We start from the raw sequence: 25537 nt of genomic DNA on the forward strand, positions 1-25537 counted from the left end.
CGATCGCCGACCGATCGCGGATCGGCGGCCTTCGCCCGTATCACCCCTCACCCACGCGCCGGTTCCACGTCCCCTACCCCCTGCGGTGAACGGGCGGCCGGAGTGGCGAAGACGGCGGCCACCACCAGGACGAGCACCGGGATCAGCGCGTGCCGCAGGCCGAAGTGCTCACCGAGGTAACCGAGGGAGGGCGGGCCCACCAGGAAGGCGACATAGCCGACGGTCGCGGCCAGCGCGACGCGGGCAGCAGAGTCGGCGCCGGAATCGCCCGCCGCGGAGAGCGCCACAGGGAACCCGAGCGACGCCCCGAGACCCCAGAGGACGGCGGCGGCCGCCGCTACGGCCTGGTTGTCGACGAAGATCACCAGGGCCAGTCCCGCGGCCCCGACGAGCGCACTCCCGCACAGCGCCGCCGCCCGCCCGAACCGGTCGACGAACCGCCCGCCGAGGAAGCGTCCGACGGTCATCGCGGCGGCGAACACGGCGTACACGGCCGAGCCCAGCGCAGCGTCGAAGCCGTGACCGTCCACCATGACCAGCGGCAGCCAGTCGTTCGCGGTGCCCTCGGCCATGGCGAGGGCGAGGATGACACAGCCGATGAGCAGCAGCGTGGGGTCCTTCCACACCGCGGTCCGTGCCGTGTCCGGCGAGGGGCGCCCGGCGGTGGTTCGCCGGCCCACCTCCGAAGGGACGCTCCGGATCACCAGGGCGAGTGCGGCCAGCACCATCCCGGCGACCGTGACGAGATGGACGAGCACGGGGAAGCCGATCGCCGTCAGGCACATACCGGCGACCGCGCCGACCACGGTGCCGAGACTGAAGAAGCCGTGCATGGCGGGCATCGTGGAGCGGCCGAGCAACCGCTCCACCTCCGCGCCCTCGACGTTGAGGGCCACCTCGCCGCCGCCCATGCCGAGACCGAACAACCCGAGGCCCAGGGCCACGCCGAGGTCCGCGTCGGCGGCAGCCCCGATGCCGATCAGCGCGGCACCGGCGGCGATCGCCGACGTTCCGGCGAGGACGACGAGCCGGGCGCCCCACCGGGCCACCAGCGCGCCCGAGCACAGGATCCCGGCCATCGAGCCGACCGAGAGCCCGAACAGGATCAGACCCATCTGCGCGGTGGAGGCGCCGAGCATGTCCCGCACGTCCGGGGTGCGGGTGACCCAGGAGGAGATGGTCAGGCCGGGCGCGAAGAACAGGACGAAGACGGCGGTACGGCGCCGGGTGAGGTCGGCGGTCATGGCTGGTGGCTCCAGAGGGGTCCGTGCAAGAGTCTGTACGAATGTACACACTGAGCTGTACATCCGTACACACTCTTCGTCGGTCAACCCATGGCAGATTGAGGGCGTGACCGGTACACGACGCGAGATCCCGAACGACCCCGGACGCAAGGAGCGCATTCTGGATGCGGCCCTCGACGTGATCGCCGAGGGCGGGGTGCACACCACCACCCATCGGAAGATCGCGGCGCGGGCCCAGGTGCCGCTCGGCTCGCTGACGTACTACTTCGACGGCATGGCGGACCTGCTCGCCCAGGCCTTCGCGCGCCTTTCGGACACCATGTCCCAGCTCTACCGGCGGACTCTGCAGTCCGCCACTTCCACGGCCGAGGCCGAGGCGGCCGTGGTCGAGCTGATCTGCGGACCGGCGTACGCCACGGAGCGCGACATGACGCTCATCTTCGAGATGTACGCCTACGCCAATCACAACGAGGCGGTGTCCGCGACCACCCGCACCTGGCTGGAGCGCAGCAGGGACAGTCTCGCCCTGCACTTCACCCCCGGGGTGTCCCGCGCGCTCGACGCGCTGATCGAGGGCTGGCCGATGCACCGCGCCTTCGACGAGGCCCCCCTGGACCGGCGCCTCGTCACCGAGACCGTGCACGCGATCGTCACCGCCGCCCCGACACTCACCACCGACGGCCCCTGAACCGGCCGCCCACCGCGCGACGGCTCAGTGCACGACGTCCGCGAGGTTCGGTACGACGCGGGTCAGCCGGACCACGCCCCACACGATCAGTCCGGCGCCGAGCGCCTCGGGCAGCAGCCACCAGCCGGTGCGCACCGACTCGCCGAACAGCGCGATGCCCAGCAGCAGGCTCACCGAGGCGTCGCCGATGGTCAGCGCGGGCTGGGACGCCACGAGCGGACCGGCCTGCAACGAGTTCTCCAGGAGCAGCAGCGCCGCGACCCCGGCGAGTGCGAAGCCGTAGGTCTGCCAGGTGGTGAGGAAGGCGGGCAGGCCCGCGTGGGCGAGCCGGCCGGTGGCCGACTTCATCAGCGCGGCGGTCAGCGCGTTGCCGATCGCGGCACCCGACGCCAGGGTCGCCGCGCGGAACAGTGGTGACGACGAGGACCGCTCGAGCAGTACGGTGCCGACGATGGCCCCCACGGTGAGGGCCAGGGCCGGGATCCAGCGCTGCATGGACGCCTGCTCCCGGCCCCCGGACGGGGCCGCCGAGCCGAGCAGGAGGGCCAGGCCGGCGACCACCACGGCGATCGCCCACCATCCCTGCGGGTTCGGCCGCCGGTGCAGCAGCGGTACGGCGATCAGCAGGGCGAACGGCAGCTCCAGCATGAACAGTGGCTGGACCAGCGCCATCGGGCCGTTCACCAGGGCCAGCGCCTGGAACACCGCGGCCCCCGTGACGCCGGCGATCCCGATGGCCCAGGCGGGCCGCCGTGCCAGCGCGAGCAGCAGCCGCACCCCGCCTCCGCCGGGCAGGGTGGAAGCGGCCTTCCGCTGGAAGGCCGTGCCCGTCGCATTGCTGACGGCACCCAGGACGGCGAAGAGCACGGCGAGCACCATCATGCTTCCAGCATGCCGTGAGCGGGCCGCACCCTCTCTCCGAGGACGCGGCGAGGGCCGTCCCGGGCCGCCTTGTCCTCTCACATCCCGGTACGCCCTGTCCTCTCACATCCCGGTTACCGAATTCCGAGGAGCGGGACGCCTGATAGCCGCACGTCCGGGGGAGACCCGCAGGTCAGGCCACCTGCCCACCGTGCAGCGCGGTGTAGGCACCGCCTCGGTGCAGCAGTTCCTCGTGGGTGCCGATCTCGCGGATGCGGCCGTCGTCCATCACGACGATGCGGTCGGCGCCACGCACGGTGGACAGGCGGTGGGCCACCACGAAGGTGGTACGCCCGCGCAGCAGACGGGCCAGCGCCTGCTGCACCAGCGCCTCCGAGCGGGTGTCCAGCGCCGAGGTGGCCTCGTCCAGCACCAGGACCCGCGGATCACGGATCAACGCCCGGGCGATGGCGAGGCGTTGGCGCTGACCGCCGGAGAGCCGGGCGCCGCGTTCACCGACCAGGGTGTCCAGGCCCTGGGGCAGCTGGTCCACGAACTCCAGGGCGTTGGCGTCGCGCAGCGCCGCGCGGACGGCCGCCTCGTCGGCCTCGTCCTCCATGCCGTAGGCGACGTTCTCCCGGATCGTGCCGTCGAAGAGGATCGACTCCTGCGGGACGACCGAGACGAACCGCCGGTAGGTGCGCAGATCGAGGCCGCTCATGTCGGTGCCGTCCAGGAGGAGCCGGCCGGCGGTGGGCCGGATGAACCCGATGACGAGATTGAGCACGGTGGACTTGCCGGCACCCGAGGCGCCCACCAGGGCGACGGTCTCGCCCGGCACCACATCGAGCGTGAAGTCCGCAACGGCCGCGCGGCCGGTGTCGTCGTAGGCGAAGCCGACCCGGTCGAACACGACGGCACCGCGGACGGCGGTGACCTCCGCCCTGCCCTCGTTGTCCTCCAGTTCGGGCGCCTGCAGCACCTCACCGACCGAACGCACCGACTCCAGCCCCTTGGTGATGACCGGGGCCAGATTCGTCAGCGTCGTCGTGGAGTTGGTGAGGGTGGTCAGGAAGGCGCTGAGCATGACGACGTCACCGGCGGAGACGCCCCACACGCCGTAGTACGACACCAGCGCGGCGGCGGCGAGGACGGCGACGCCGATCACGTTGAGGACCACCCAGGCCAGCGAGCCGAAGCGGCCGTTGACCAGGTCCAGGCGCATCCCGGAGGTGAGCAGCCGGCGCAGGGTGCCGTCCATGCGGCGCAGCGCCTTGCCCTCCAGACCGTGGGCGCGGGTGACCGGGATGAGCCGGGTCATCTCGGTCACCCGGGAGGACAGGGTCTCCACCTCGTGCCGGAAGTGCTCGTTGTGGGTCCGCAGCCGCGACCGGAGCCGGGCCACGATCAGGGTCGCGCCCGGCACCACGACCAGGAAGACGGGCAGGAACTCCGGTGTGCGGACGGCGATGATCACCAGCCCGCCGGTCAGCACGGTCAGCGCGCCCAGGCCCTGTTCGGCGGTCTGCTGGACCATCTGCTCGACGGTCTCGACGTCGCGTACGACCTTGGCCTGGAGGACGCCGGCGCTGACCCGTGAGTGGTAGCCGATGGACAGTTGCTGCATGCGGGTGCACAGCGCGGAGCGCAGCGTGGTGCCCATCCGACGGACACTGCCGTAGAGCAGCCGTACATACAGCACGTGCAGCGGGTAGTTGACCAGCAGGATCGCCATGATGATCCCCACGGCCGTCCACAGCCGGGAGACCTCCCGGTGCTGCACGACCGTGTCGACGACCGAGGCGGTGATCAGCGGCAGGAGCCACACGGGGCTGTGCTTGACGGTGAAGACGAGGACCGCGGCCGCCAGGCTGCGGCGGTCGGCGCGCAGCAGGTACAGAAGGGTGCGGACGGGATGTTCGCCCCGGTAGCGGTGGTCGAGCGGTCGTTCCGACGTCGACGCCATCGGCGGTGATCCTCCCTGAGCGCCCGGCTTTCAGTAACCGCTTTCCGCCGGTCACCGTACACCCGGTGTCCGACGACCACGCGGGCGCGGCCGGCCGACCGATGCGGCCGTGGGCCGAGTGGGAGAAGGTGGGGGAGAGGGGCGGACCGAACGGCGAGCGCCCCCTCGTAGTTGTGATCCACTCCGTCGTCCGGAAAGAGGCAGCCATGACAGGACCAGAGGCCGAGGCCGAGAAGCAGATACTCGGCCGCATCACGGAAATGATCAGCCAGGAGAAGGACCTGCGTGAGCGCCTGGCGCAGGAGGAGATCGACGGGACGACCGAGCACGCCCTCCTGGCACACCTGGAGACCGAGCTGGACCAGTGCTGGGACCTGCTGCGGCAGCGCCGGGCCAGGATCGCGGCGGGCCAGGACCCCACCGGGGCGAATGTCCGCTCGGCATCCGAGGTGGAGGGCTACCTGTCCTGAGGACCGCACTGGTCACGGCCCGAGAGGACGGGACCACAGGCGCCACCGCCTGATGGGCCGGAGGGCGGCCCCCGCATCACGGAGTGTCGCCCTCCCGGCCACGCCGGGCCCGACCGTGGTCGGCGAGGGACTGGACTCACCGCTCACGAGCACCGATCGTGGCGGTATGAACGATCACCGCACCGCCTCCGCCGGTACCCCCGTCCACACCCCCTCCGCCCGCGCGGGAGCACCGGTGCCGGGCGAAGCCGCGGGCCTGGCGGAGGGCCTGAGTGAGGCGGCCGCGGGTGCGGAGGCCGCCGAGGTCCGTCGGTTCCGGGAGCGGGTCGGGCTGCCCGGACTGGTCGACGTCCACACGCACTTCATGCCGGAGCGTGTGCTGCGCAAGGTCTGGAACTACTTCGACACGACCGGGCCGCTGCTCAGCGGACTGGAGTGGCCGATCACCTATCGGAAGGAGGAGGCCGAACGTACCGCCCTGCTCCGGGAGTTCGGCGTCCGGGCCTTCACCGCGATGCTCTACCCGCACAAGCCCGGCATGGCGGCGTGGCTGAACGCGTGGGCCGCCGACTTCGCCCAGCGCACCCCCGACTGTCTGCACACCGCGACCCTGTACCCCGAACCGGGCGTGGAGAAGTACGTCCGCGAGGCCGTCGAAGCGGGCGCCCGGGTCTTCAAGGCGCATGTCCAGGTGGGGGCGTACGACCCGGCCGACGAACTCCTCCAGCAGGCGTGGGGAGTGCTGACCGACGCCGGGATTCCCGTAGTGATCCACTGCGGTTCCGGTCCCGCTCCCGGCGAGCACACCGGCCCCGGGCCGATCGCGCGGGTGCTGGCACGGCATCCGAGGCTGCGGCTGATCGTCGCGCACATGGGTATGCCCGAGTACGAGGACTTCCTCGGCCTCGCCGAGCGGTTCGAGGAGGTGCGGCTGGACACGACGATGGCGTTCACCGACTTCACCGAGGAGTTCATGCCGTTCCCCCGCGGCGCCCTGCCCCGCGTCGCCGCCCTGGGCGACCGGGTCCTGCTCGGATCCGACTTCCCCAACATCCCTTATCCGTACGCGCACCAGCTCCACGCCCTGGAGCGGCTGGATCTCGGGCGCGAGTGGCTGCGGGCGGTGTGCCACGACAACGCGGCCCGGTTGTTCCGGCTGTGACCGGTCCGGACGCACAGCCCGATCAGCTCCGTCAGGGCGACCGGGCCGCCGACGTGGTCGATCAGAGCGACGGGCCGACGTCGGCCTCGCCCTGGTGCCCCCGGTCCAGGATCCCTTCCCGAAGTCGGGGTCGAGCGGGGGAATCGCGCTGATCGACATGCGGGCGGAGCCGTCCACGGCCGGCATTCAAGCTCCGCTCCGGGGGCGTCCCGGCGGCGGGCCTAAGGCAGTTCGACGCTGATGAGGCCGCGCAGCAGCTTGCGCAGGTGGTCCGGCATGTCGATGTCGTGCGGGCTGAGCAGCCACTGGATCTGCAGGCCGTCGATGAAGGCGATCAGGTCGGCCGCCAGCCCCGACGCGTCCACGTGGGGGCGCAGCAGATCACGACGTACCAGGTCGTCGACGGCCAACTGCATCTGCCGGCGGGTGCGTTCGTAGCGGGCGACGAAGTACGGGCGCGCCGGGTGGTCCGCCGCGGTCGCCTCGCTCGACAGCACGGCGAACAGGCTCACGATCAGCGGGTTGGCCTGGTTGTGCGCGACGAGACGGATCATGCTGGCGAAGTACTCGAGGCCGTCGCGGTTCACCGCGCCCGAACCGAAGAAGTGCGCGTCGTCCTGACGTTCCCGTTCCTCCAGAACCGCTTCGAGCAGCGACTCCTTCGTAGGGAAGTGATGCAGCAGTCCCGCGCGTGAGACATCGCAGGCCGCGGCGAGCTGGACCATGCTCGCGTTGCGGTAGCCGACCTGCCCGAACGCGGTGAACGCGGCCTCGATGATCTGGGCGCGCCGGCGCTCCCCCTTGGGGTAGTTCCGTGGGGCCGTCCCCTGCCGCGCCGTCGCCTTTGCCATACGGAAATGCTAGACGCCCTCTAGAAACCGTCACCCCTGTCGGTATTCTGTTGCGCGGCCGTCCGCCCCGAGAGGAGCCCTTCATGTCGACACCACGGATGTCGGTCCAGCTCTACTCCGTCCGCCAGGCTCTGGAGGCCGATGAAGACGCGGCCCTGGGCCGCCTCGCCGCGCTGGGACTGAGCAACGTCGAGGCCTTCGGCTTCGTGCACCGCGCCGACGAACTGGCCGACGCGCTCGCCCGGCACGGCCTGTCCGCGCCGACCGGACACGCCGGCTTCCTCTCCCCGGAACGCGCCACGGCCGACGGGGCACCCGCACCCACTCTCGACGAGACGTTCCGGGCGGCCCGGCGACTGGGCGTGGAGATCCTCTTCGACCCGTTCGTCCCCGCCGCCCGCTGGGCCGACGAGCAGGAGATCGCCCGCACCGCCGCGCTCCTGAACGAGGCCGCGGAACGTGCGGCCGACCACGGGCTCCGGGTCGGATACCACAACCATTCGCAGGAGTTCGTACACACCGCCGCCGGTGTCAACGCCTTCGACCGCTTCGCCGACCTGCTGGCCCCGGAAGTCGCCCTGGAAATAGACCTGTTCTGGGCCTCGGCCGGCGGCTACGACGTCGTGTCGCTGCTGAAACGCCTGGGTTCCCGGGTGCGCGCCCTGCACGTGAAGGACGGCCCCGTCATCGACGACCCGTTCACCTCCGGTGCCCCCTTCGACCCCGCCGACACCCGCCAGGTTCCGGCGGGCCGGGGAGCGATACCGCTCGACGCCTCGCTGGCCGCGGCCCCGGACGCCGAGTACGCCGTCATCGAGTTCGACCACTACGACGGTGACATCTTCGAGGGCATCGCGGCGGGCGTCACCTACCTCAACGGGAAGGGCATCGCCTGATGGCGGCACACAACCCGGTCGGCGTCGGACTCGTCGGCGCCGGCAACATCAGCGACCAGTACCTGACCAACCTCACCCGCTTCCCCGACCTGCACGTGGCCGTCGTGGGCGACCTCGACACCGAGCGTGCCGAGACCCAGGCCCGCAAGTACGGCGTCGAGGAGTGGGGCACCGCCGCGGACGTCCTCGCCCACCCGGACGTGGACATCGTCGTCAACCTGACCGTCCCCGCCGTCCACGCCGAGGTCAGCTCGGCGATCGTCGCCGCGGGCAGACACGTCTGGTCCGAGAAGCCCATCGCCGTCGACCGGGCCGACGCCCGCGCCCTGCTCGACCGGGCGGCCGCGGCCGGGCTGCGGGTCGGAGTCGCCCCCGACACCGTGCTCGGCCCCGGCCTGCAGACCGCCCTCCGCGCCATCGCCCGCGGCGACATCGGCACCCCGCTGTCCGCGCAGACCGTCATGCAGTACGCGGGACCCGACCTCTGGCACCCCGACCCCGAGTTCCTGTTCGCCAAGGGCGCCGGGCCCCTCTTCGACATGGGGCCGTACTACCTCACCGCCCTGGTCTGCCTGTTCGGCTCGGTCAGCCGGGTCGCCGCGGTCGGTTCCACCGCCCGGACGGTGCGCACGGTCAGGAGCGGCCGGCGGGCGGGCACCGAGTTCGCCGTCGCCGTACCCACCCATGTCTCCGCGCTCACCCAGTTCGAGAACGGGGGGGTCGGCCAGAGCGTGTTCAGCTTCGACTCCCCGCTCACCCGCACCGGGTTCGTCGAGATCACCGGCACCGAGGGCACGCTGGTGCTGCCCGACCCCAACACCTTCGCTGGAGAGGTGCGGATCACCCGGGTCCAGCAACGCGGCCAGGATCCCGTATGGGAGACGGTCACGCCGGTCGGCATCGAGGCCGGACGCGGACTGGGCGTCCTGGACATGGCCCGTGCCATCCGCGGCGGACGGCCCCACATCGCCACCGGAGACCTCGGCTACCACGTCCTGGACACCTTGATCTCCATCGACGAGTCCGTCACCTCCGGTGAAACCGTCCACGTCACCAGCGCCGCGGGCGACATACCACTCGTCCCCGAGGACCGGGACCCCTACGGAGTCACCCTGTGAACCGCCCCCTGCGCGCCGGATTCATCGGCGGCGGCTTCATGGCGGCCGTGCACACCCGCGCGAGCCGGGCCGCCAGGGGCCACCCGACCGCTCTGGCGAGCTCGACCCCCGAACGCGGCGAGCGGGCCGCCGAGACCCTCGGCGTCGAACGCTCCGAACCGGATGCCCACCGCCTCGTCGCGGCCGGCGACCTCGACGTCGTTCACGTGTGCAGTCCCAACCGCCTGCACACCGAACACACCCTGGCCGCGCTGGCCGCGGGCGCGCACGTCATCTGCGAGAAGCCCTTGGCCACCACGGTGGCGGACGCCGAACGACTGGTCCGGGCCGCACGGGAGGCCGGCCGGGTGGCGGCGGTCCCCTTCGTCTACCGCTACCACCCGATGGCCCGGCAGGCCCGCTCGCTCGTGGCGGACGGACAACTCGGCACCGTCCTCACCCTGGACGCCACCTACCTCCAGGACTGGCTCCTCGACCCCGCCGACACCAACTGGCGCGCCGACCCGGAAGCGGGCGGCGCCTCCCGCGCCTTCGCCGACATCGGCTCCCACCTGTGCGACCTCGTCGAGTTCGTCTCCAATCAGCGCATCCACCGTCTCGCCGCCCGCACCCGCACCGTCTTCGCCCGGCGCGGCGACACCGAGGTCACCAACGAGGACACGGCCGCCCTCCTCGTCGAACTCGGCAACGGGGCGCTGGGCACCCTGCTCGTCAGCCAGCTCGCCCCAGGCCGCAAGAACAGCCTCACCCTGGAACTCCACGGCACCCGGCAGAGCGTGCGCTTCGCACAGGAACGCCCCGAGGAACTGTGGATCGGCAGGCGAGAGGGATCGCAGCTGCTCCTGCGCGACCCCGGCACCGCCGCCCCCGACTCGGCCCGTCTGTCGGTGCTGCCTCCCGGCCACGCCCTCGGGTACCAGGACGCCTTCACGGCGTTCGTCACCGACGTCTACAGCGCCGTACAGGGAAGGCATCCCGAGGGGATGCCGACGTTCGACGACGGACTGCGCGCCGCACGGCTCACCGAGGCCGTCCTGGCCTCCGCCGCCGGACGCGGCACCTGGATCGAGACCGCACCCGCGACGGAGGACCGCACATGACCGCAGCCACCCACCCCGTCACCCTGTTCACCGGACAGTGGGCCGACCTCCCCTTCGAGGACGTCGCCCGCCTCGCCGCGCAGTGGGGCTACGACGGCCTGGAGATCGCCGCCTCGGGAGACCACCTCGACCTGCAGCGCGCCGACGAGGACGACGCCTACGCGGCATCACGCCTGGAGGTCCTGGACCGGCACGGCCTCAAGGCCTACGCGATCTCCAACCACCTCGCGGGCCAGGCCGTCTGCGACGCGCCCATCGACTTCCGCCACCAGGCGATCCTGCGCCCGTACGTCTGGGGCGACGGCGACGCGGAAGGAGTACGGCAGCGCGCCGCCGAGGACATGAAACGTGCCGCGCGGGTGGCCCGCAAACTGGGCGTGAACACCGTCGTCGGCTTCACCGGCTCCGCCATCTGGCCCTACGTCGCCATGTTCCCGCCGGTGCCGGCCGCCGTCATCGACGCCGGCTACGAGGACTTCGCCACCCGCTGGAACCCGATCCTCGACGTGTTCGACGCGGAGGGAGTGCGCTTCGCCCACGAAGTGCACCCCGGCGAGATCGCGTACGACTACTGGACCAGCGTCCGTACCCTGGAGGCGATCGGCCACCGCGAGGCCTTCGGCTTCAACTGGGACCCCAGCCACATGATGTGGCAGAACATCGACCCGGTCGGGTTCATCACCGACTTCAAGGACCGCATCTACCACGTCGACTGCAAGGACACCCGGCTGCGCCCGCGCAACGGGCGGGCCGGCGTCCTCGGCTCGCACCAGCCGTGGGGCGATCCACGCCGGGGCTGGGACTTCGTCTCCACCGGACACGGCGACGTCCCCTGGGAGGACGCCTTCCGTGCCCTGGAGTCCATCGGCTACGACGGCCCCATCTCCATCGAATGGGAGGACGCCGGCATGGACCGCCTGCACGGCGCGGCGGAGGCGGTGACCTTCGTACGCTCGCTGCTGTGGCCGGCGCCGAAGGCGTCCTTCGACGCCGCGTTCAACAACCAGTAGCCACGCTGCGGACCGGCGAGTCCAGGACGGCCCCTGTCACCGTGCCGTGACCGCCGGGCGGGGTGCGGCGTCGGCCGGTGACCTGGGACGAGGGGAGACGGCCGGCCTCGGTTCCCCTCATCGCCCCGGCCCTCCTCGGCACCTGAGGCCGGCAGCGTCCTCGCCGGCGGGAGCCGTACGCGTCCTTCCGGTCCGTCTTCACCCGCCCGCACCCGACACGCGCCATGGGCTGAGCGACTCGCTCAGCCCATGGCGCGTGTTCCTGTTCCGGGTGGCTCGGGTCAGGCCTTGTGCTGCATGGAACTGCGTGCGGGGTTGCCCTGTTCGGCGGCCTTGGGATCCTTCTCGTCGCCCTTGGCCCGTACGCCGTCGGCGATGCGCTTGCCGATCGTCTCGTCGATGTTCGACCAGTACGTGAAGGCGCGCTGCAGGACCGGCTCGGTGACGCCGTTGAGGAGATGCCCGACGACGTTGTCGACCAGACGGTCGCGAGCGGCGTCGTCCAGTACCTCCCGCACCATCGTGCCGGGCTGACCCCAGTCGTCGTCCTCGGGGTGGGACACATAGGCGGCGCGGGTGATCTCGCCGTCGGCCGCCCAGGTGGGCGGCGGCCCGAACCGGGCCGGGTCCGCCGCCGGGCCGCCCTTGGAGTTCGGGGCGTACACCGGATCAGACGTCTTCCGGTAGGCCATCGCACCGTCCTTGGAGTACGTGTGGACGTCGACGACGGGCGCGTTCACGGGCAGCTGCTGGTAGTTGGCGCCGATCCGGTGCCGGTGGGCGTCCGCGTAGGAGAACAGCCGGGCCAGCAGCATGCGGTCCGGGCTGGGCCCGATGCCGGGGACGAAGTTGTTGGGCTGGAACGCGGCCTGCTCGATCTCGGCGTGGTTGTCGGTCGGATTGCGGTCCAGGGTCATGCGGCCGACCGGGACGAGCGGATAGTCACCGTGCGGCCACACCTTGGTGAGGTCGAACGGGTTGAAGCGGTAAGCCGCGGCCTCCGCGTACGGCATGAGCTGCACGTACAGCGTCCAGCTGGGGAACTGGCCGTCACGGATGTGCTCGAAGAGGTCGCGCATGTGGTAGTCCGTGTCCACGGCTGCCATCTGGTCGGCCTCGTGCTGGGTGAAGAACTCGATCCCCTGGTCGGTCTTGAAGTGGTACTTCACCCAGAACCGCTCGCCCTTGGCGTTGATCCACATGTAGGTGTGGGAGGTGTAGCCGTTCATGTGGCGCCAGGTCCGCGGGATGCCGCGGTCGCCCATCAGCCAGGTGACCTGGTGGGCGGACTCCGGGGAGAGCGTCCAGAAGTCCCACTGCATGTCGTGGTCGCGCAGGTTGTTGTCGGCGCGGCGCTTCTGGGACCGGATGAAGTGCTGGAACTTCATCGGGTCCTTCACGAAGAACACCGGCGTGTTGTTCCCCACCATGTCGTAGTTGCCCTCGCTGGTGTAGAACTTCACCGCGAAGCCGCGAGGGTCGCGCCAGGTGTCCGGGCTGCCCCGCTCACCGGCGACCGTCGAGAAACGGATGACCAGGTCGGTGCGGGTGCCTGGCTGGAAGAGGCCGGCCATGGTGTAGGCGCTGACGTCCTCGGTCACCTCGAAGTGGCCGAACGCGCCGCTCCCCTTGGCATGCGGCTGGCGCTCGGGAATGCGCTCCCGGTTGAACTGAGCCATCTGCTCGATCAGGTAGGCGTCCTGTAGCAGGACCGGCCCCCCTGGCCCCACGGTCAACGAGTGCTCGTCACTCTCGACGGGGGCACCGGAGTCGGTGGTGGTGAGGGGTGGTTTCTGCGTCATGACTCTCGCCTTTCTCCGTACGGAGCAGTGGTGCCGGTCCTCGCGCTGTCCCGGGGCCGGCCGGTTCATCCGTGGCCCGCCCCGGGACGGTGCCCTACGGATGTGTTCGCGTCGTTCGTTTCCGGAGTCTTCGGGCTCCGACTGAGCGGGTGACCCCGCGTCTGCGAGGCAAACACCGTGAGCCCGTGCCCGCGGACTCGGGCCGGCGCGTCCTGGCCGGGCTCTCCGGCATCCAGCCTGGTCCCACCGGCCCGGGGCCGCCACTCGGGGACACACGGCCCGACCCGGTCGTTTCACCGCTGCCCTGACCGGCCCGACGAGCGCCTCATCCGGTCTGCCCGTGTCCGGTGAACATGTCGATCAGGCCGTGGGGCGCGTCGTCGCCGAACATGAGCTCGTGGAGCCGGATAGCTTCGACGGCCTCCTCGGCGCCGCGGGAGAACATGGCCCGCTCGTACGCCGTGAGCGCGGCCTCGGTGTCGTCGGGGTGCGCGGCGAGGGCTTCGCCGAGTTCGGCGCCGTCGTACATGGCCAGGTTGGCGCCCTCGCCGTTCGGGATCATGAGGTGGGCGGCGTCGCCGAGCAGGGTCACCCCCGGCACTGGGTCCCACCGGTGGCCGACGGGCAGGGTGTGGAGGGGGCGCAGGACCGGCGCGGTGTCGCCGTCGGTGATCAGCGCGGTGAGCTCCGGCGCCCAGCCGTCGAACTCCGCCGCGATCCGAGCCGCCGCCTCGCCGGCGTCGGTGAAGTCGATACCGGCGAACCAGTCCTGCGTCCTGCGGAGGGCCACGTAGGTGTGCAGGGTCCCGCCGGTCTCCCGGTGGGCCTGGATCCCCTTCCCCGGCGCGAGCGCGAACATCGCCCCGCCGCCGACCGCCTTCGCGGTGGCCGGGTGCCGGGTCTCGGCGTCGAACAGATAGGTCTCGACGAACGACGTGCCGACGTACTCGGGCACCGCGTCGGACAGCAGCGGCCGGACCCGTGACCATACCCCGTCCGCGCCGACCAGCAGGTGCGTGGTGACGGTGGCGCCGTCGGCGAAGGCCACCTCGTGGCGGCCGTCGCCGAGGGCACGGACGCCGACGACCTTGTGGCCCCAGCGAACGGTGCCGGCCGGGAGCGAGTCGAGCAGGGTCCGCCGCAGCTCGCCGCGCAGCACCTCGGGGCGGCCGCCCGTGCCGTCGTCGGGCTCGTCGAGCAGCACCGACCCGTCCGGCGCGAGGGCCCGGGTCGCTTCGCGGCCCTCCAGGACGAGGGCGCGGAACTCCTCCGTCAGGCCTGCCGCATCGAGAGCCGGCTGGCCGTTGCGCTCATGGATGTCGAGCATCCCGCCCTGCGCCCGTGCCGTCGCGGAGACCTCCGCCTCGTACACCGTGGCCGGGATTCCGTGCACATGCAGGACGCGGGCGAGCGTGAGACCGCCGAGTCCGGCGCCGATGATCGTGACGTGAGTGCGCATAGTGGCTCCTTCGGGATCGAGACGGCGCGGTGAGGTACGGCCGCGTCTCTGGTACGCCGTTCCATAGTGGAACGACGCTCCATGCTGGAACGGCGCTCCAGATGTGTCAAGATGACGGGCATGGCAACGCGGACGCGCCGGTCACAGCGGCGCACACAGGCGCTCTCGCGGGAGCGCATCGTCGAGGCCGCCGTCGAACTGCTCGACGCGGCCGGTGAGAGCGGGCTGACGTTCCGGGCGCTCACGGAGCGCCTCGCCACCGGCCCCGGAGCGGTCTACTGGCACGTGGCCAACAAGGACGAGCTGCTCGGCGCCGCCACCGAAGGCGTCGTCGCCGCGGCCCTGGCCGCCGATCCCACCGAACCCGCGGGCTCACCGCAGGACGGGATCCGTGCCGTCGCGCTCGGTCTGGCCGGGGCGATCGAGGAACACCCCTGGCTGGCCACCCAGCTCGCCGTGCAGCTCTCCCGCAACCCCTGGGGAACCGTGACAGCGCGGATCTTCGAAAGCATCGGCCGACAGGTCCGCGCGCTCGGCGTGCCCGAGAGCAGCTGGTTCACGGCGACCTCGGCGCTGTTGCACTACATCCTCGGCGCCGCCGGCCAGAACGCCGTGAACGCCGGCGTGCCCGGCCCCGGCACGGACCGCGAGGAGTTCCTCGGCGCCGTCTCGACGGCGTGGAAAGAGCTCGACCCCGACGACTACCCCTTCACCCGGGCCGTCGCGGACCAGATGCGCGAGCACGACGACCGCGAGCAGTTCCTCGCCGGGATCGACTTCGTCCTCACCGGCATCACCACCCTCCACCCGCCCGCCGGACGGCCGGGCACCCCGCCCGCCTCGCGCGAAACCGGCACGCCCTGATCGCACCGCCCCGCGACCTCCCCCACAGTTCGCCGATGAGGTTCGACGGCTTCCGGGCGTAGGGGTTCCGGGCCGCCTCGGCACCAAGAATCCGGGCGCGTTCGACGCCTTCCATGCGCCCGCCGAGGCCGGGCGTGCGTTGTAGGCTCACGACGCAGGATCACGCAAGTTCTTGCGCATCTTGCGTTTGCTTGCGGTCCGGTGACGCAAGCGGCACGCTCGCATCCGAGTTGCGGACCGGGGCATCCGGTCGGGTGGAGTACGCCTGTGTGCCCGCTCTTTGACCGCCCCATCGGTCGAAAAGGGCTGCGCCTATCGCTTTCTCCGCCGAGGCGTGAGCTCTTCTGGTGAAATTTGTGACGTCCTGCCTGTGGACCGGCTCACCAGTCTCTGCAATATTTCGATGAAACAACGCAATATTCTGCGCACGCGCCACCGCGCCACCGCCCACCGCGCCACCGCACCGCGCCATCGAGCCACCGCTCCGCACAGACACCGCACCGCTCCGCACAGACACCGCGGAGAACCGATCCTCCCGCACCTTTCTGCACCACTCCGCCAGGAACGAGCCGCCCTCGCCGCCCCTTCGGTGTGCGAGCCTCCGCAGAAAGCGACCTCGCATGACTCGACACAAGCCGAGATCCTGGAGACGGCGCGCAGCGACTGCTGTGCTCGCCTCCGCCGTCATGGTTCTGGGCCTGCCCGCCGTCGGCGCGCACGCGGCCGGTGGGCCCAACGCCGCCGCGGACGCCAGGACCACGGCGGGCAGCGCCCGCGCCGCACACGCGGCCGCCAATGTCACCGACGGCGACACCGACACCTACTGGCAGGCCGGGAAGAAGTCCGCCCAGTGGGTCCAGACCGACCTCGGACGGACCGCGCGCGTCCGGCAGGTCGTGCTGCGGCTGCCCGAGCAGTGGCAGACCCGCAAGCAGACGCTGGCCCTTCAGGGCAGTGCCGACGGCAAGAGCTTCGCCACCCTCAAGTCGTCGGCGCAGTACGTCTTCAGCCCCGGCAACGGCAACACGGTCAAGGTCTCCTTCCCGGCGACCCTCGCCCGGTACGTCCGGGCCGACTTCACCGCCAACTCGGTCGCCGGCACCGCCCAGCTCGCCGAGATGCAGGTCCTCACGGCCGCCGCCTCGACCCCCAACCTCGCCCAGGGCAAGCCATTCAGCGAGAGCGGCCACGCCGACGTCTACGGCGCGGCCAACGCCGGTGACGGCAACCGCAACACCTACTGGGAGAGCACGAACAACGCCTTCCCGCAGTGGCTCAAGGTCGACCTCGGCTCGTCGGTCAAGGTCAACCAGGTGACGCTCCGGCTCCCCAGTGGCTGGCCCAGCCGCAGCCAGACCTTCAAGGTCCAGGGCTCGACCGACAACCAGAACTTCACCGACCTGACGGCCTCGAAGGCGTACACCTTCGACAGCTCGAACGACCAGTCGGCGACCATCACCTTCGACACGACCACCACGCGATACGTGCGCGCGCTGTTCACCGCCAACAGCGGCTGGCCCGCCGGGCAGGCGTCCGAGCTGGAGGTCTACGGACCGGCGACCGGCGACACCCAGGCGCCCACCGCGCCGACCAACCTGAGCTACACCGAGCCCGCCGGCGGCCAGATCAAACTGACCTGGAACGCGGCCACCGACGACACGGCCGTCACCGGCTACGACGTCTACGCCAACGGCCAGTTGCGGGCGAGCGTCGCCGGGAACGTCCTGACCTACACGGACACCCAGCCGGCCGGCAGCGACATCACCTACTTCGTGCGGGCCAAGGACGCGGCGGGCAACGTCTCCGCCAACAGCAACAGCGTCACCCGCAAGGGAGCGAGCGGCGACACCCAGGCCCCCACGGCGCCCGGCAACCTCGCCTACACCCAGTCCGGCAGCGACGTGAAGCTCACCTGGCAGGCGTCGAGCGACAACGTCCAGGTCACCGGCTACGACGTCTACGCCAACGACCAGCTCGTCAAGTCCGTGGCGGGTGACGTCACGACCTACACCGACACCCCGTCGGCGACGGCCACGGTCACCTACTACGTGAAGGCGAAGGACGCCGCCGGGAACGTGTCGGTGGCCAGCAACAGCGTCACCCGGCCCGGGTCCGGAGCCGGTTCCGATCTCGCCCAGGGCAAGCCCATCGAGGCCTCCTCGTACACCTTCACCTACGTCGCCACGAACGCCAACGACGGTCAGATCGGCACCTATTGGGAGAGCGCGGGCGGAGCCTACCCGGCCACCCTCACCACCAAGCTGGGTGCCAACGCCGACCTCGGCCAGGTCGTCGTCAAGCTCAACCCGGACCCCGCCTGGTCCACCCGCACCCAGAACATCCAGGTGCTCGGCCGTGACCAGGACGCCACGGCCTTCACCAGCCTCGCCGCGGCGAAGGACTACACGTTCAACCCGGCGACCGGCAACACGGTGACCATCCCGGTCTCCGGCGCAGCCGCCGACATCCAGCTCAAGTTCGCGTCCAACACCGGTGCCCCGGGCGGGCAGGTCGCCGAGGTACAGGTGATCGGCACTCCGGCCGCCAACCCGGACCTCAAGGTCACCGGCATCACCAACTCGCCGGCCGCACCGGTCGAGTCGGACGCCATCAGCCTGACGGCGACCGTCACCAACAGCGGCAGCAAGGCGTCCAAGGCCACCGACCTGAACTTCACGCTCGGCGGTACGAAGGCCGCCACGGCGGACGTCCCGGTCCTCGCGGCCGGCGAGACCAAGACGGTCACCGCGAGCATCGGCAGCCGGGACGCGGGCAGTTACCCGGTCGGCGCCGAGGTGGACCCGTCGAACAAGGTCATCGAGCAGAACGAGGCGAACAACGTCTTCACCCGCTCCGACGCCCTGGTCGTCAAGCCGGTCTCCAGCTCCGACCTGGTCGCCGCACCGGTCGCCTGGACACCGTCCAGTGCCTCGGCGGGCGACGCGGTCGCCTTCACCGTCGCCATCAAGAACCAGGGCACGGTGGCCTCGGCCTCCGGCGCCCACGGCGTCACCCTGACGGTCCAGGACGCCAACGGAGCCACGGTCAAGACGCTCAGCGGCTCCTACACCGGCACGATCGCGTCCGGCCAGACGACCGCACCGATCGCCCTCGGCTCGTGGACGGCCGTCAACGGCAAGTACACCGTCAAGACGGTCATCGCCGACGACACCAACGAACTGCCGGTCAAGCGCACCAACAACACCACCACGCAGCCCCTGTTCGTCGGCCGCGGCGCGGACATGCCCTACGACATGTACGAGGCCGAGGACGGCACGGTCGGCGGCGGCGCCACGGTCGTCGGTCCGAACCGGACCATCGGCGACATCGCCGGCGAGGCGAGCGGCCGCAAGGCGGTGACCCTGAACGGGACCGGCCAGTACGTCGAGTGGACCACCCGTGCGGCGACCAACACCCTGGTCACCCGCTTCTCCATCCCGGACGGCACCAACACCACCCTGAACGTCTACGTCGACGGCCAGTTCCTCAAGGCGATCGACCTCACCTCGAAGTACGCCTGGCTCTACGGCAACGAGACCTCGCCCGGCAACTCGCCCGGCTCCGGGGCCCAGCGTCACATCTACGACGAGGCCAACCTGCTGCTCGGCAAGACCGTGCCGGCCGGCTCCAAGATCCGCCTCCAGAAGGACGCGGCCAACACCTCCACCTACGCCATCGACTTCATCAACCTCGAACAGGCGACGCAGATCCCGAACCCGGACCCGGCCGCCTACACGGTCCCGGCCGGCTTCACGCACCAGGACGTGCAGAACGCCCTCGACAAGGTCCGCATGGACACCACGGGCAAGCTCGTCGGCGTCTACCTGCCCGCCGGTGACTACGAGACCTCCAGCAAGTTCCAGGTCTACGGCAAGGCCGTCAAGGTCGTCGGGGCCGGGCCGTGGTTCACCCGCTTCCGCGCGCCCTCCTCGCAGGAGAACACCGACGTGGGCTTCCGGGCCGAGGCCAGTGCGAACGGTTCGACCTTCTCCGGCTTCGCCTACTTCGGCAACTACACGTCCCGCATCGACGGCCCGGGCAAGGTGTTCGACTTCTCCAACGTCTCGAACATCACCATCGACAACATCTGGGCCGAGCACATGGTGTGCCTCTACTGGGGCGCCAACACCGACAACATGACCATCGAGAACTCCCGCATCCGTGACACGTTCGCCGACGGCATCAACATGACGAACGGCTCCACGGACAACCACGTGGTCAACAACGACGCCCGGGCCACGGGCGACGACAGCTTCGCGCTCTTCTCGGCCATCGACGCCGGCGGCGCCGACGAGAAGAACAACCTCTACGAGAACCTGACGTCCACCCTCACCTGGCGCGCGGCGGGCATCGCCGTCTACGGCGGCTACAACAACACCTTCCGCAACATCCGCGTCGCCGACACCCTCGTCTACTCCGGCATCACGATCTCCTCCCTGGACTTCGGCTACCCGATGAACGGCTTCGGGACCGATCCGACGACGATCGAGAACGTCTCCCTGGACAGAACGGGCGGCCACTTCTGGGGCTCGCAGGTCTTCCCCGCCATCTGGGCGTTCTCGGCCTCCAAGGTCTTCCAGGGCATCCGGGTCAACGACGTCGACATCGACGACTCCACCTACGGAGGAGTGATGTTCCAGACCAACTACGTCGGTGGCCAGCCGCAGTTCCCGGTGAAGGACACCATCTTCACCGACATCTCCATCACCAACTCCAAGAAGAGCGGAGACGCCTTCGACGCGAAGTCCGGCTTCGGTATCTGGGCCAACGAACTGCCCGAGCCCGGACAGGGCCCGGCGGTCGGCGAGGCCACCTTCCGCAACCTGCGGATGAGCGGCAACGCCCAGGACATCAAGAACACGACCAGCACATTCAAGATCAACATCGAGTAGTTTCCCAAGGGCGGTGAACGGAAGGGGCGTCCCCTGGCGGGGCGCCCCTTCCCGCCGTGTCCGGCACTACCGGGGCGAGTGGCGTGGCGGCGGCCCGGTGAGCAGGTGGTGCTCGTGGGACTCGTAGCGGCTGCGCTCCCGGGCGGTGGCCCGTCGCCCGGCCAGGACGGTGGTGAGCCAGCCGGCCAGGAAGCCCGCGGGTACGGAGACCAGGGCGGTCGTGTTGTAGGGGAACCAGGCGAAGTCGGCGTCCGGGAAGGCGGACAGCGGGGTGCCGGAGACCAGCGTGGTGCCGGGGGCCAGGGCGAGGACGCTCAGGGTGCCCACGATGAGCGTGGCCAGGAGTGCGGTGCGCGTGTAGCGGCGCCAGAAGAGGGTGTAGAGCAGCGCGGGGGCGATGGCGGAGGCGCCCAGGGTGAAGGAGACGGTCGCCAGCGGCTGAAGGCTGCGGTGCTGGGCGAGGACGGCCAGAAGGATGGTGGGGACGCCCACGGCCAGGGCGCTGAACCGGGCGAGGGCGAGTTCCCGGGCGGGGGCCGGGGGAGTGACGCGGGACGCGGTCAGGTCGTGGGCGAGGGTGTTGGCACAGGCGAGCGTCATGCTGGCGACGGAGGCGAGGAGGGTGAGGAAGACGGCGGTGGTGACGGTGGCGAAGAGCAGGCTCTCCGGCCGGGACAGACTGGTTCCGAACGCGGCGCGGGCGCCCAGGAGATAGGCGGTCGTGCCGTGCGCGTCGGCGGCGGCGATGCGGTCATGGCCGACGAGCGCGGCCGCGCCCGTGCAGATCAGCGTGAGCATCAGGATGAACAAGGTCACCGAGGAGACCGCCCAGGACATCGCGCGACGGACCTGGCGCGGGGTGCCGGCGGTGTACATCCGCATGGTGACATGCGGCAGGCAGGCACCGCCGAGCACGATCGCGCACTGGGTGCTGGCCATGTCCAGGGCGGGATGCGGGCTGCTGGAGTACTGCAGACCCCACCTCAGATAGGCGGGCCCCGCCCCGCTCTGCCCGGCCGCCGCGTGGAACAGGGCCTGGGGCTGCCAGCCGAACATGCGCAGGATCAGGACGCTCACGACCAGCCCGGAGCCGAGCAGCACCACGGTCTTGATGATCTGGACGAGCGCGGTGCCGGGCATCCCGCCCAGCGCCGCATAAGTGATCATGAGGACACCGGCGCCGGCCACGCAACCGTTCTTCATACCGGGATCGTCGAACCCGAGGACGTACGCCAGGAGTTCACCGACACCGGCCAGCTGCACGACCATCATCGGGACGAGTGCGGCCAGGGTGACCAGACAGGCCGTGACGCGCACGGACCGTGCCGGATGGCGGCGGGCCAGCGCGTCGCCCATGGTGTAGCGGCCGGTGTTGTGAAGCGGTTCGGCCAGCAGGAACATCAGCAACAGCAGGGACAGCAAGGCGCTCAGGGCCAGGACGATGCCGTCGTAGCCGCACAGGGCGATGATCCCCCCGATGGTGAGGACGGTGGCGGCGGAGATGTAGTCACCGGCGACGGCCAGCCCGTTGCGTATCGGCGAGAGGGACCGGTAACCGGTGTAGAACTCGGCGAGGTCGTCCGCCTCCGGTCCGGTGAGCACGCACAGCAGCAGAGTGAGGGCGACGACCGCGCAGAACGCGACGAGGGACCAGGACTGGGCGGAGCCGCTGAACTCGGTCATGGCGCCTGCTCCCGCTCCGCGACGGCCACGCGCGTCTGGCGGCGGGCGTGGCGCGCCAGGGGATCCACGAAGCGGTGCGCGGTGGCCTCGTAGAGGAGGACCGCGAGCCAGGTGACGGGGATCTGGACGAGGCCCAGGACCAACCCGGTGGGCAGGCCGCCGGGGCCGGGGTGGGCCATCAGGGAGGGCGCCTTGACGGTCAGGGTGAGGAAGGCGGCGAAGTAGCCGAGCGCGGTGAAGGTCGCCACGCGCCGTTGCCAGCGGTACGCCCGCCGCAGCAGACGCAGGGTGCGGTGGGCACCGGAGTGAGCGTTCGGCGGACGGCCACCGGAGGGCTCGTCCTGGCCGGTCGACCAGGCGGGGGAAGGCCGGTCGTACAGGTATGGGTCGTACGAGGGCCGGTCGTACGAGGGTTGGTCGTACGAGGGCTGGTCTTTCGGGGGTCGGTCGTATGGGGAGTGGTCGTTCGGGGAGTGGTCGTTCGGGGACCGGTCCGTGGGTAACTCGGGGGAATTATGGGACATCTCGGCAACTCCTCGAAGGGGACCCGGCCCCGCGGGTGGTGGACCGTGCGCGGGGAGAGCGGTTCGGGTGACCGCACGCCGTGCGGACCGAAGATCGTGCGGAGCGGTTGGCGCCGGTCGTCCGGGTCGACGTCCTGTACGTCGCGATCGTGTGAGCGCAGGGCGCCATGGTCTCCGGCGTGGGCGCGGTCCGCCAGAGGCGCGGCCGGGTCGGCGGGAGCGGATCGCGGTGTGCGGAGCTGACCGTGGGATCTCTGCCCAGGAGTGCTGAAGCACTAACGGAGCGCGAGGTGGCGCGAATGCTGCGAAGAGTGCGCCGTCGCACACCTCACGAGCCCCAGGGCACCCACCGGTTCGCTCTGGATCCGACCCACGCCTGCCACGGGCCCTGGAAGCGGTGGCCGCTGAGCCTATGGCACACGGGACACCCGGGCTCCTCTGGCGGGCCCTCCTCCGGTGCCGAAGACGGCGTCCGGTTCCCGCCAGCAGCCGGGGCCGGCTCGCGGCACGCTGAACTCATGACTCTCACCTTCCCTCCCCTTCCCATCTCCGCCGCCGTCCTCAAGGAACTCCGTGTCCAGGACGACGCCGGAAATCCGCCACGCCCGTACACGGACGACGAGGGTGACGCGCCGCTGCGCTGCTGCCTGCGGTCCAGTACCCCGGGCGAGCGGATCGCCCTGGTCTCCTACGCCCCGCTGCGCCGGTGGGCGGCACAGACGAACGCCGACCCCGGCGCGTACGACGAACAGGGCCCGGTCTTCATCCACGCCGAGGAGTGCGGCGGCCCGTCCGGCGAGAACCTCGGCTACCCCTGGGCGCGCCCCGGCGCCCTGCGCGTCCTGCGCCGCTACGACAGCCGAGGCCACATCACAGGCGGACGCATGCTGGAGCTTCCCGACGATTCCCGCGCGGCTTTCGAACACGCGCTGGCCGAGGCGTTCGCCGACCCCGAGACCGCCCAGGTACACGTCCGCGCCGTCGAATACGGCTGCTACCACTTCCGCGTGGACCGCCCCTGACGGAACGGGAGAGAGCACCGGTCGACGACGGCAGCCGGGGATGCGAGTTCGGCCCTGACCACCGCATCCCGACCGGGCGAACCCGAACACCGCGACGACACCGGGGCCCTACGGGCCGCATGTACCCCTGCGTCTCCCGCGCGACATCCCCCACCTTCTTGAACCTGGTCGGTGCGGCCGATTCGGACGTGACGTAGCCGGGGTCCCGAGGACCGTTGTGATAGTTTCAACATCGCCGTGCGTCTGCTGCGAACTGAGGAGGTGAGACCGATCAACACTGTGACAGGTCGGGCCTCCCTCCCTCGCATGGCCTGAGGAGTGCCCGCAGAAGGCATCCCGAAGGGCTTGAAACGCTATGCGCTTCATCTCTGAGACGTCCTCCGACGGCGTCTGCGAACAGCTTTTTGTCCTCAACGACATCCCCGGCGTTCTGTGGACGCCGGAAGGCGCTGCCGGTACGCGTCCCCTCATCGTGATGGGACACGGCGGCGGTCAGCACAAGAAGGCCCCCGACATCACGGACCGTGCGCGCCGCTCCGTGACCGAGTGCGGGTTCGCGGTGCTGGCGGTCGACGTACCGGGCCATGGCGATCGGCCGCTGGACGAGAAGTACAACCGGATCGCGACCGAGAACCAGGCACGTGTGGCGGCAGGGGAAGAACTCGCGCCGCTGATCGCCGGATTCCAGGCGCTCGTGGCCCGCCAGACCGTTCCGGAATGGCGGGCGGTTCTGGAAGCGGTCCAACAACTCGACCACGTGGGCGACGGCCCCGTGGGCTACTGGGGAGTCTCGCTGGGATGCGGACTCGGTGTTCCCTTCGTTGCCGCCGAACCCCGCGTCCGCGCCGCTGTGTTGGGCCTTGGCGGCGCCTTGGCCTCGGGCGAGGACGCCGCACGGATCACCGTTCCGGTGGAGTTTCTGCTGCAGTGGGATGACGAGCGTGTGCCGCGTGACCAAGGCCTGGCGCTCTTCGACGCCTTCGCCTCGACGGAGAAAACGCTGCACGCCAACCCCGGCCGACACGGAGACCTGCCGGCATTCGAACAGGACAGCACACTGAGATTCTTCACCCGGCACCTCGCCTGACAACGGGTTCTGGGCCCGGGTCGCCGGTCGTCCTCGCGTTCACCTGCCACGGGTGAGTGGGGACGGGGGCACCCGTTCGTGCCGCACCAACCGCGCCTGCCTGCGCCGGCGGGGTTGGTGCGCCGCCCTGCTAGGGGCTCAACGCCGCGTCGTGGAGCGCGCGATCGCCCGCCGGCAACGATTCCGCCGCTTGCGGATCTACAGTGAGACCTTCCGTTCTTCGGCCTTCAGACCGCGGAGTGTCCAAAGCCCGTACAGAGCCAGCAGCGGTTTGGCGACCATCCACTCGCCAGGGCGGTAGTCATCCGCTCGCACGAGCCTCTCAGCGAGATCAGGGCGCTGCCGCCGCAAGTACGCACGGGCTTTGAGTGCGTGAGCTGGTTGGGAGGCGACCTTGATGCGGTCGACGTCCTCAAGCAGTGGGATGACGTTCGTGATGTTCTCCCATGTCGTCGCGCTCTGGTCTTCGAGAAGCACCGTGCCCTCGAACTCGAGCACCGACTTCGCGTAGTCAGCCATCAACCGGGCTTCCGCAGCGTGGCTGCCGGTCACCCCACCGCTGAAAATCACGCGAGTGCCACGCGCACTGCCGTCGGCAACGGAACGGACACCAGCGCGCACTCGCCAGCGGTTGATGAAGTTCGCCGTCGATTGGGGGTTCCGGTACCCCAGCACGACCACGGCTTCGGATGCGCCCGCGCTGTTTCCGACGAGCGCTCGCGACCAGCGCCAGTTCAACCACTCGCCCCAGGCCAGGGCCGCGGCCACAGCCATCGCCAGTCGTGTCCGTCGTCGCATGCGGCGACTCTAGGGCACTGCGGTAGCGACTGTCCGCCTT

20 protein-coding genes are annotated in these 25537 nt (G+C 70.5%); 11 read left to right on the plus strand and 9 right to left on the minus strand.

What is annotated here, in order from left to right; genetic code table 11:
- Nucleotides 1-47: 47 nt before the first annotated feature.
- On the minus strand, nt 48-1244 hold the full coding sequence (locus AB0N16_RS37350) for an MFS transporter (protein ID WP_365804733.1): 1197 nt from the start codon (nt 1242-1244) through the stop codon (nt 48-50).
- Between the two features lie 106 nt (nt 1245-1350).
- Here AB0N16_RS37350 and AB0N16_RS37355 point away from each other — a divergent pair, with 106 nt between their 5' ends.
- Complete coding sequence (locus tag AB0N16_RS37355) at nt 1351-1932, plus strand: TetR family transcriptional regulator (RefSeq protein WP_365804735.1); 582 nt, start codon at nt 1351-1353, stop codon at nt 1930-1932.
- A gap of 24 nt (nt 1933-1956) precedes the next feature.
- On the opposite strand, the gene AB0N16_RS37360 is transcribed toward AB0N16_RS37355, so the two are convergent.
- Nucleotides 1957-2814, minus strand: coding sequence for a DMT family transporter (locus tag AB0N16_RS37360; RefSeq protein ID WP_365804737.1), 858 nt, complete (start codon nt 2812-2814; stop codon nt 1957-1959).
- A 172-nt stretch (nt 2815-2986) separates the two neighbouring features.
- Nucleotides 2987-4759: an ABC transporter ATP-binding protein gene (locus AB0N16_RS37365; protein ID WP_365804739.1), complete on the minus strand. Its 1773-nt coding sequence runs from the start codon at nt 4757-4759 to the stop codon at nt 2987-2989.
- Nucleotides 4760-4965: 206 nt separating this feature from the next.
- Here AB0N16_RS37365 and AB0N16_RS37370 point away from each other — a divergent pair, with 206 nt between their 5' ends.
- Together AB0N16_RS37370 and AB0N16_RS37375 are read left to right on the plus strand one after the other, a co-directional pair.
- Entirely contained in the window at nt 4966-5229 is a 264-nt protein-coding gene (locus AB0N16_RS37370; RefSeq protein ID WP_365804741.1) for a DUF2630 family protein, read from the plus strand.
- A gap of 166 nt (nt 5230-5395) precedes the next feature.
- On the plus strand, nt 5396-6391 hold the full coding sequence (locus tag AB0N16_RS37375; RefSeq protein ID WP_365804743.1) for an amidohydrolase family protein: 996 nt from the start codon (nt 5396-5398) through the stop codon (nt 6389-6391).
- Between the two features lie 221 nt (nt 6392-6612).
- On the opposite strand, the gene AB0N16_RS37380 is transcribed toward AB0N16_RS37375, so the two are convergent.
- Complete coding sequence (locus AB0N16_RS37380) at nt 6613-7242, minus strand: TetR/AcrR family transcriptional regulator (RefSeq protein WP_365804745.1); 630 nt, start codon at nt 7240-7242, stop codon at nt 6613-6615.
- An 83-nt stretch (nt 7243-7325) separates the two neighbouring features.
- On the opposite strand from AB0N16_RS37380, the gene AB0N16_RS37385 reads away from it, so the two are divergent.
- Genes AB0N16_RS37385 through AB0N16_RS37400 form a run of 4 tightly spaced genes read left to right on the plus strand, consistent with a single transcriptional unit; the run spans nt 7326 to nt 11366 of the window.
- Nucleotides 7326-8138 carry a sugar phosphate isomerase/epimerase gene (locus tag AB0N16_RS37385; protein WP_365804747.1) on the plus strand — a complete coding sequence of 271 codons (813 nt, stop codon included), beginning with the start codon at nt 7326-7328 and terminating at the stop codon, nt 8136-8138.
- A complete protein-coding gene (locus AB0N16_RS37390) occupies nt 8138-9256 on the plus strand; it encodes a Gfo/Idh/MocA family oxidoreductase (protein WP_365804749.1) in 1119 nt (372 codons plus the stop codon). Before AB0N16_RS37385 ends, AB0N16_RS37390 begins: the two co-directional genes overlap by 1 nt.
- Complete coding sequence (locus tag AB0N16_RS37395) at nt 9253-10356, plus strand: Gfo/Idh/MocA family oxidoreductase (protein WP_365804751.1); 1104 nt, start codon at nt 9253-9255, stop codon at nt 10354-10356. Before AB0N16_RS37390 ends, AB0N16_RS37395 begins: the two co-directional genes overlap by 4 nt.
- Nucleotides 10353-11366: a sugar phosphate isomerase/epimerase gene (locus AB0N16_RS37400; protein ID WP_365804753.1), complete on the plus strand. Its 1014-nt coding sequence runs from the start codon at nt 10353-10355 to the stop codon at nt 11364-11366. The genes AB0N16_RS37395 and AB0N16_RS37400 overlap by 4 nt, the downstream gene beginning before the upstream one ends.
- 281 nt (nt 11367-11647) lie before the next feature.
- Here the strand turns inward: AB0N16_RS37400 and AB0N16_RS37405 are convergent, their stop codons facing one another.
- Nucleotides 11648-13168 carry a catalase gene (locus tag AB0N16_RS37405; protein WP_365804755.1) on the minus strand — a complete coding sequence of 507 codons (1521 nt, stop codon included), beginning with the start codon at nt 13166-13168 and terminating at the stop codon, nt 11648-11650.
- A 325-nt stretch (nt 13169-13493) separates the two neighbouring features.
- Entirely contained in the window at nt 13494-14627 is a 1134-nt protein-coding gene (locus tag AB0N16_RS37410; RefSeq protein ID WP_365804757.1) for an NAD(P)/FAD-dependent oxidoreductase, read from the minus strand.
- A 120-nt stretch (nt 14628-14747) separates the two neighbouring features.
- Between AB0N16_RS37410 and AB0N16_RS37415 the strand changes: the two genes are divergently transcribed.
- Complete coding sequence (locus tag AB0N16_RS37415) at nt 14748-15491, plus strand: TetR family transcriptional regulator (protein ID WP_365804759.1); 744 nt, start codon at nt 14748-14750, stop codon at nt 15489-15491.
- Nucleotides 15492-16111: 620 nt separating this feature from the next.
- On the plus strand, nt 16112-20383 hold the full coding sequence (locus AB0N16_RS37420) for a discoidin domain-containing protein (RefSeq protein WP_365804761.1): 4272 nt from the start codon (nt 16112-16114) through the stop codon (nt 20381-20383).
- Nucleotides 20384-20449: 66 nt separating this feature from the next.
- On the opposite strand, the gene AB0N16_RS37425 is transcribed toward AB0N16_RS37420, so the two are convergent.
- Together AB0N16_RS37425 and AB0N16_RS37430 are read right to left on the minus strand one after the other, a co-directional pair.
- On the minus strand, nt 20450-22066 hold the full coding sequence (locus AB0N16_RS37425) for a cation acetate symporter (protein ID WP_365804763.1): 1617 nt from the start codon (nt 22064-22066) through the stop codon (nt 20450-20452).
- The gene (locus AB0N16_RS37430; RefSeq protein ID WP_365804765.1) at nt 22063-22590 is read right to left on the minus strand and encodes a DUF485 domain-containing protein; all 528 of its coding nucleotides are present in this window, start codon (nt 22588-22590) and stop codon (nt 22063-22065) included. Before AB0N16_RS37430 ends, AB0N16_RS37425 begins: the two co-directional genes overlap by 4 nt.
- A gap of 518 nt (nt 22591-23108) precedes the next feature.
- On the opposite strand from AB0N16_RS37430, the gene AB0N16_RS37435 reads away from it, so the two are divergent.
- A complete protein-coding gene (locus tag AB0N16_RS37435) occupies nt 23109-23612 on the plus strand; it encodes a DUF1203 domain-containing protein (RefSeq protein ID WP_365804767.1) in 504 nt (167 codons plus the stop codon).
- A 355-nt stretch (nt 23613-23967) separates the two neighbouring features.
- Nucleotides 23968-24699: an alpha/beta fold hydrolase gene (locus tag AB0N16_RS37440; protein WP_365804769.1), complete on the plus strand. Its 732-nt coding sequence runs from the start codon at nt 23968-23970 to the stop codon at nt 24697-24699.
- Nucleotides 24700-24897: 198 nt separating this feature from the next.
- Here the strand turns inward: AB0N16_RS37440 and AB0N16_RS37445 are convergent, their stop codons facing one another.
- Nucleotides 24898-25497 carry a YdcF family protein gene (locus tag AB0N16_RS37445; RefSeq protein WP_365804771.1) on the minus strand — a complete coding sequence of 200 codons (600 nt, stop codon included), beginning with the start codon at nt 25495-25497 and terminating at the stop codon, nt 24898-24900.
- Nucleotides 25498-25537: the final 40 nt, after the last annotated feature.

Source organism: Streptomyces sp. NPDC051105, assembly GCF_040682795.1.
In the GTDB taxonomy this organism is placed as follows: Bacteria; Actinomycetota; Actinomycetes; order Streptomycetales; family Streptomycetaceae; genus Streptomyces.